Raw genomic sequence first — 6,900 nt, 5'->3', positions numbered from 1 at the left:
GGCCGGGTGCGCAAGCCCGGCCCGGCCCGCCGCCGTGGCTCAGTCGCCCTGGGTCCTGTCCAGGGCGTCGGCGAGTGCGTCGTCGAGAGTGAAGCGGATCGCCCTGCCGGCGGTCGCGGCCGACAGCATGCGGATCTCGCCGTTCGTGGTGCCCACGGCGATCGCGGGGTTGTCCTGGCAGATCAGCGCCAAGGTCCCGTCCCGGTAGGTCCTGAGGACGAACGCCTGGTCCTCGGGGTACGGGGCGCTGTCGCCCTGCTGGTAGGCGCACGGCCGCATCTGCATGGGATCGCCCACGGCGCGGTAGCCCGCGATGTCCAGACAGAACGTCGACGCCACGTGCTGGAGAGCGACGGCTCCGCCCCCGATGTCGACGACCCGCCACTGCTGTGTCGCGCCTCCGTCGCAGGGGGCCGGTGCGGGGGCGCGGTCCCGAGAGCCGGGCACGGCGGTGCCGACGCATCTCCCGGAGGCGTCCGCGCTCGTCAGTGCGATCGTGGCGAGCACGGACCCCGCGCCCGGGGAGGCCGAGGGCGAGACCGACGGGGTAGGCGAGGGCGCGGCGCGCGGCGGCCCGTAGGACCCGTAGGAATCGACGGCCGCACCCGTCTGCGTGCCGGACCACAGGCTCAGGGCCACGGCCGTGGCGACGGCGGTGACCACGACTGCCACAGCTATGGCGAGTACGGGACGACGGGGGGCGGGATCGGTGTGGAGGGACCCTGCGGGGGCGTCCGGTGTCCCCGGGGTGTCTCGTTCGGGCGGCTGCCCAGTGCCCGGCCCGCCCCTGACTCTCGAGCCTCTCGGGACCGCCCTGACCCACGAGCTCTGCTTGGCCCGCGCGCCCCTGACCGAGGGCATCGGAACCGTCCCGCCGGCGGCCCGCTCCGGTGCCGTCGGCTGTGCCGCGCGGTACGCGGGGCCGCCCCACACCAGGAGCCGGTCGACGAGCAGGGGCCGCAGCTCCCGCGCCGCTCCCGAGGTGAGCGTGCGCAGCAGCGCCATGTCGTGGGTGCAGAACTCGCAGGTATCCAGGTGCTGTTCGAGGTCCGCCGGGGTCTCACGGTGAGTGCCGCGGGCGATCGCACCGAGCATGCCGCCGTAGTGCACGCAGCGGGCGTCGGTCGTGTGCTCGGCGCGCAGCCGCAGGAAGGTGTCGGCGAGCCGGGAGCGGCCCGACTCGGCCAGCGACTCGGCGAACTCCCGCGAGGTGCTCAACACCCGTGCGGCGAAGTCCGGTTCGCCCTCCGCGAGGCACAGCCACAGCGCGGTGCGCGACTGGTCGGCCAGCTCCCCGAACGCCCGCAGCAGCAGCGCGTCGTGCTCCACCAGCCGCAACGTGTCCGTCGTACCGAAGGTCTCGCCCGCCCGCTGGGCCCAGTCCCGGAAGCCGGGGCGGAGGAGCCCGGAGCGGCCGTCCCGCCACCACCCGAAGGCCGTCCACCGCACGTCGGCGAGGAGAGCCGTACGCACGGCGGGCCCCTGCTGTCCCGACAGCACCTCGACGGCGAGCCCGGCGGCGGTGTCCGGCCTGCCGCAGAACGCGCCCGCGTAGGAGTGGACGGCCGCGACGTCCTGTGCCGGGATGTCGGTCGCCGCATCGTGCAGGACCTGCTGTGGCGTGTGCTCGGACGTCATCGTCTCGTCTCCAAGGAGCGCGGGCACGGCAAGATGTGGACCGTAGTGGCACTCACTATGACGAGGCTGTGCTCTCCGTCTGCTCAAAAGAGACGAGAAAAGCCGGAAAAAGACGGGGCCCGGGAGGACCGTACTCCCGGGCCCCGCCTGGCGGTTGGGCCGAACTACAGGCCGGCGATGGGGTTGTTCAGTGTGCCGACCAGCTGGAGCGCGCCCGACGGGTCCGCCAGGTCCACCATCTGCTTGTTGTTGCGCAGCTGGAGGCGGTTGAGGCAGGACAGGCCGAATTCGGGCGCGAACATGTCGTACCGCTCGAACTTGTCGGCGAGTTCCGGCACCGAGCGCTGGTAGTCGTGGGTGACCTCGGCGACCGTGCGCCAGAAGTCCTCCTCCTCCAGGATCCCCTCGGCGGCGAGGTTCGCGGAGAGGAAGCGGAAGAAGCAGTCGAAGACGTCCGTGAAGATCGACAGCAGCTTCTTGTCGTCCGGGACCTCGACCCGCAGCCGTTCGACCGCGGGCGGCAGCACCGCGTCCGGGTCCATGACGGCGATCTCCTCGGCGATGTCCTTGTAGATCGCGCGCTCGACCACGCCGTCCTTGAGGACCAGGATGACGTTCTCGCCGTGCGGCATGTACACCAGGTCGTAGGCGTAGAAGCTGTGCAGCAGAGGGGTGTAGTAGGCGCGCAGATAGCGGCGCAGCCAGTCCGTCGGGGTGAGCCCGGACCGCTCGATGAGCGCGCCCGCGAACGACCGGTCCTCGTGGTCGACATGGACCAGGGAGGCCATGGTGGCGAGCGACTCGCCGTCCTGGAGGGAGGGGACCGGGCTCTCGCGCCACAGCGCGGCCAGCATCTTGCGGTACGGCGAGTATCGGTCGGTGGCCGCCTCGTACTCCAGGTGCCGGTAGCCCACGGCGGCCCGCTCGCGGATGATCGACAGACCGGTGGACTTCAGCACCGGGTCGCCGTCGATGAGTGCGGCGAGCCAGTCGTTGATGGCCGGTGTCGCCTCCATGTACGCGGCCGAGAGCCCGCGCATGAAGCCCATGTTGAGGACGGACAGGGCCGTCTTCACATAGTGCTTCTCCGGGTGCGAGGTGTTGAAGAAGGTCCGGATGGACTGCTGGGCCAGGTACTCGTCGTCGCCCTCGCCGAGGCAGACCAGGAGGCCGCGGGCGATCTCGGCGGCGAAGGTGACGGTGAGCTTGTTCCACCACTGCCAGGGGTGGACCGGTATGAGGAGGTAGTCGGCCGGGTCCAGGCCCTTGTCGCGCAGGACGCCGTAGAAGCGCTCTACGGTCTCCTCGCCCAACTCCTGCCGTACGAACGGCTCGTACTCGATGCCGACGCCGGCCGTGAACGCGGCGCGCGAGCGGTGTGCGGCGAGCCAGACCAGGCGGACCGGGCTCGCGGCCTCGGGGGCGTACGAGAGGTACTCGTGGACGCCGAAGCCGAGGCGGCCGTTGTTGGCGACGAAGCAGGGGTGGCCCTCGGTCATGCCGGTCTCGATGTCCTGGAAGGAGCTCTTCGCGAGCTCGGCGACCGGGATCCGCGGCTTGGTGAGTTTGTAGCAGGTGCCCGAGAGGGTGGAGGAGATCTCCTCCAGGTAGACCGGCAGGATCTCGTCGCTCAGGCCCAGGGTCTGCTTCAGCTCGATGAAGAAGTCCAGGGCGGCCAGCGGGAGTTCGGCGCCGTCGCGGTGCCGGGTGATCGAGTCGGCGTCGACCTGCCAGTGATCCAGGGAGCGGCGGACGGCGGTGAAGTCGTAGCGGGTCTCTCCGTCGTCGCTGCGGACGACGTACTGGTCCTTGTCCGTCTCCTCGGGCTCGATCAGCCGCTCGTGCGCGAACTCGGCGAGGCCCTTGCGGACCAGCAGACGGTTGGCGGTCTCCCAGCGCTCGGGGGAGAGATGGGCCACGGCGTCGGTGAGGCTCATGCCGTCACCCCCGTCGCCGCGACGAACCGGTCCCGCGTGCAGAAGCTCAACAGGGCCGTTTTCTCCGGCTTCTGGATCTCTCGCTCGGGCACGAACCCCACCGCTTCGTTCAGGGCGTGGACGGCCTTGTTGGAGACGTCCGGCTCCACGACGACCCGCTGGACGGCCGGGTCCTCGAAGAGGTGGGCCATCACGGCGGTGATCACGGACCGGGTGAAGCCGTGCACGGGCCTGTCGGTCGCCGGGGTCAGGAAGTGCATGCCGATGTCGCCGGGCCGCGGCTCGTACAGGCCGACCAGCTCCCGGTGCGCGGGGTCGTACTTCTCCATCAGGAAGGCGGGGACGCCGTTCTCGTCGAGGCCGAGAGCCGCGTGGTGGTGCTCGTCGGCGGCGATGTCCATGTAGGCGCGCTCGACGTCGACCAGCGTGGCGTCCTGCATCATCCAGAACGCGGCCTTGGGGTGGGTCACCCACCCGTGCAGCAACTCGGCGTCCTTCAGAGGGTCGAGAGGGCGGAAGGTGAAGGTCATACGGAGAACTCCTGGAAAGCGATCGTCTTCTCGACCGGGTAGTACTCGGTGCCGAGCAGCTCGCGGATGATGTAGCTGTTGCGGTAGGCACCCATGCCCAGGTCGGGGCTGGTGATGCTGTGCGTGTGGACGCCGGCGTTCTGCAGGAAGACGCCTCTGCCGCTCACGTCGATCGCGTAGTTGCGGGACACGTCGAAGTTGCCCTGGGAGTCGTAGCGCAGGCGGTCCTTGACCGGTGCCAGGAACTTGGGTTCGGCGTACTTGTAGCCGGTGGCCAGCACCAGGCCCTGCGACTCGATCTCGAAGTCCTTCTCCTGCTCCTCCTGGCGGAAGGAGAGCGTGTACGTGCCGTTCTCGTGACGCGCGCTGTTCAGCGAGGAGTTGGTGAGCAGCCGGGTGGGGACCGGGCCGCCGAGGTTCTTCTGGTAGAGCAGGTCGAAGATCTCGTTGATCAGGTCGCCGTCGATCCCCTTGAACAGGCCCTTCTGCTCGGCGGTGAGCCGGTAGCGGGTGGCCTCGGGGAGCTCGCGGTAGTAGTCGACGTACTCCGGGGAGGTCATCTCCAGCGTGAGCTTGGTGTATTCGAGGGGGAAGAAGCGCGGCGAGCGGGTCACCCAGTTCAGCCGGTAGCCGTGGACGTCGATCTCGCCGAGGAGGTCGAGGTAGATCTCGGCGGCGGACTGCCCGGAACCGACGAGGGTGATCGACTCCTTCTTCACCAGCTCCGAACGCTGCTGCATGTAGCGGGAGTTGTGGATGAAGTCGCCGCCAAGCCCCTGGCAGGCCTCCGGGATGTACGGCGGGGTGCCGGTGCCGAGGACCAGGTGGCGGGCGCGGTACACGTCGCCGGCCGAGGTCCGCACGACGTAGACGTCACTCTCGTACGTCACCTCGGTGACCGTCGTGCCGAAGCGGACGTTGCTCAGCTTGTTCGCGGCCCAGCGGCAGTAGTCGTCGTACTCCACCCGCAGCGGATAGAAGTTCTCGCGGATGTAGAACGAGTACAGCCGGCCCTTCTCCTTCAGGTAGTTGAGGAAGGAGTACGGCGAGGTCGGGTCGGCGAGGGTGACCAGGTCCGACATGAACGGGGTCTGGAGGTGGGCTCCGTCCAGGAACATGCCGGCGTGCCACTCGAAGTCGGGCTTCGAGTCCAGGAAGATCCCGTCGAGTTCGCCGATGGGCTCGGTGAGGCAGGCGAGGCCCAGGTTGAACGGGCCGAGCCCGATTCCCACGAAGTCGTAGGTGGTGGACGGGTTTTCAGGACGCGCGGTCAAGGGACTCTCCCAGGTACTGCTCGGCGTGGCCGGCGATCAGGTCGAGGACGACGGACATGTCTTCGACCGTCGTCTCGGGGTTGAGCAGGGTGAACTTCAGGTAGTGGCGGCCCTGGACCTTCGTGCCCGCGACCACCGCGTCGCCGGAGGCGAACAGGGCCTTGCGGGCGTACAGGTTGGCGCGGTCGATCTCGGCCGGGTCGGTGACGGCGGCGGGGATGTAGCGGAAGACCAGGGTGGACAGGCTCGGCTGGACGACCACGTCGTAGCGCGGGTCGCCGGCGAGCAGCTTCCAGCCCTCGGCGGCCAGGTCGCAGACCTCGTCGAAGAGCTGGCCGACGCCGTCGGCGCCCATCACGCGCAGGGTCATCCACAGCTTGAGCGCGTCGAAGCGGCGGGTGGTCTGGAGGGACTTGTCCACCTGGTTGGGGATACGTTCCTGCACCATGCGGCGCGGGTTCAGGTACTCCGCGTGGTAGGTAGCGTGGCGCAGCGTCGAGGAGTCCCGTACCAGCACGGCGGACGAACTCACCGGCTGGAAGAAGGACTTGTGGTAGTCCACGGTGACCGAGTCGGCGCGCTCGATGCCGTCGATGCGGTCTCGGTACTTGACCGAGGCGAGCAGACCGCAGCCGTAGGCCGCGTCCACGTGCATCCAGGTGCCGTACTGCTCGCACAGTTCGGCGATCTCGGGCAGCGGGTCGATGGAACCGAAGTCCGTGGTGCCGGCGGTGGCGACGACGGCCATGGGGACCAGACCGTCCCGCTTGCAGCGCTCCAGCTCACGGGCGAGGGCGACGGTCTGCATGCGCTTGTCGTGGTCGACGGGGAGGGAGACCACGGAGTCCGGGCTCAGACCGAGGAGTTTGGCGGACTTCTTCACGCTGAAGTGGCTGACCTCGGAGGCGAAGATGCGCAGCTTGGCGAAGCTGTCGGTCTTGGCCTCCTCGCGGGCCAGGAGCAGCGCCTGCAGGTTGGACTGTGTCCCGCCCGAGGTGAACACGCCGTCGGCGACCGGGCCCAGGCCGATGCGCGCGGTCGTCCAGTCGATCAGCTTGCGCTCGATGAGCGTGCCGCCGGCCGACTGGTCCCAGGTGTCCAGGGAGGAGTTGACGGCGGAGAGGATCGTCTCGCCGAGCACGGCCGGGATGACGACCGGGCAGTTGAGGTGGGCGAGGTAGCGGGGGTGGTGGAAGTAGACCGCGTCGCGGAGGTAGACGTCCTCCAGCTCGTCGAGCACCGCCGCCGTGTCCAGCAGGGGCTTGTCCAGGTCGATCCCGTCGATGCGGGGGGCGAGGTCGTCGACGGTGACGCCGGTGAACGGCCTTGTGGTGGTGGCGAGTTTGGCCGCCACCCGCTCGATTCCTTCGGTCACGGAGCGGCGGTAGCTCTCCGCGGTCGTGTCGTTGAGCAGGTGCGAGCGCATGAGGGGTCCTCCGGTGGGGACGATCCGTGCGGGACTGGGAACGTGAGCGGGCGGGAACCACGGCTTCAACTTAGGTAAGCCTAACCTAATTAACT

General features: G+C 69.0%; 5 protein-coding genes. All 5 read right to left on the bottom strand.

What is annotated here, in order from left to right; all coding sequences use genetic code 11:
• Nucleotides 1–39 precede the first annotated feature (39 nt).
• Nucleotides 40–1,638 (bottom strand): RICIN domain-containing protein, encoded by a 1,599-nt coding sequence (locus ACFYRX_RS39935; protein WP_389111281.1) that lies wholly within the window; start codon nt 1,636–1,638, stop codon nt 40–42.
• Nucleotides 1,639–1,802: 164 nt separating this feature from the next.
• Nucleotides 1,803–3,575, bottom strand: coding sequence for an IucA/IucC family protein (locus ACFYRX_RS39930; RefSeq protein WP_389111279.1), 1,773 nt, complete (start codon nt 3,573–3,575; stop codon nt 1,803–1,805).
• Nucleotides 3,572–4,105, bottom strand: coding sequence for a GNAT family N-acetyltransferase (locus ACFYRX_RS39925; protein WP_389111276.1), 534 nt, complete (start codon nt 4,103–4,105; stop codon nt 3,572–3,574). Before ACFYRX_RS39925 ends, ACFYRX_RS39930 begins: the two co-directional genes overlap by 4 nt.
• On the bottom strand, nt 4,102–5,379 hold the full coding sequence (locus tag ACFYRX_RS39920; protein ID WP_389111273.1) for a lysine N(6)-hydroxylase/L-ornithine N(5)-oxygenase family protein: 1,278 nt from the start codon (nt 5,377–5,379) through the stop codon (nt 4,102–4,104). Before ACFYRX_RS39920 ends, ACFYRX_RS39925 begins: the two co-directional genes overlap by 4 nt.
• Complete coding sequence (desA, locus tag ACFYRX_RS39915) at nt 5,363–6,805, bottom strand: lysine decarboxylase DesA (RefSeq protein ID WP_389111270.1); 1,443 nt, start codon at nt 6,803–6,805, stop codon at nt 5,363–5,365. The genes ACFYRX_RS39920 and desA overlap by 17 nt, the downstream gene beginning before the upstream one ends.
• Nucleotides 6,806–6,900 lie beyond the last annotated feature (95 nt).

Source organism: Streptomyces sp. NPDC005374 (genome assembly GCF_042872225.1).
Taxonomy (GTDB): Bacteria; Actinomycetota; Actinomycetes; order Streptomycetales; family Streptomycetaceae; genus Streptomyces.
This window is presented reverse-complemented; position numbering and strand designations above follow the sequence as displayed.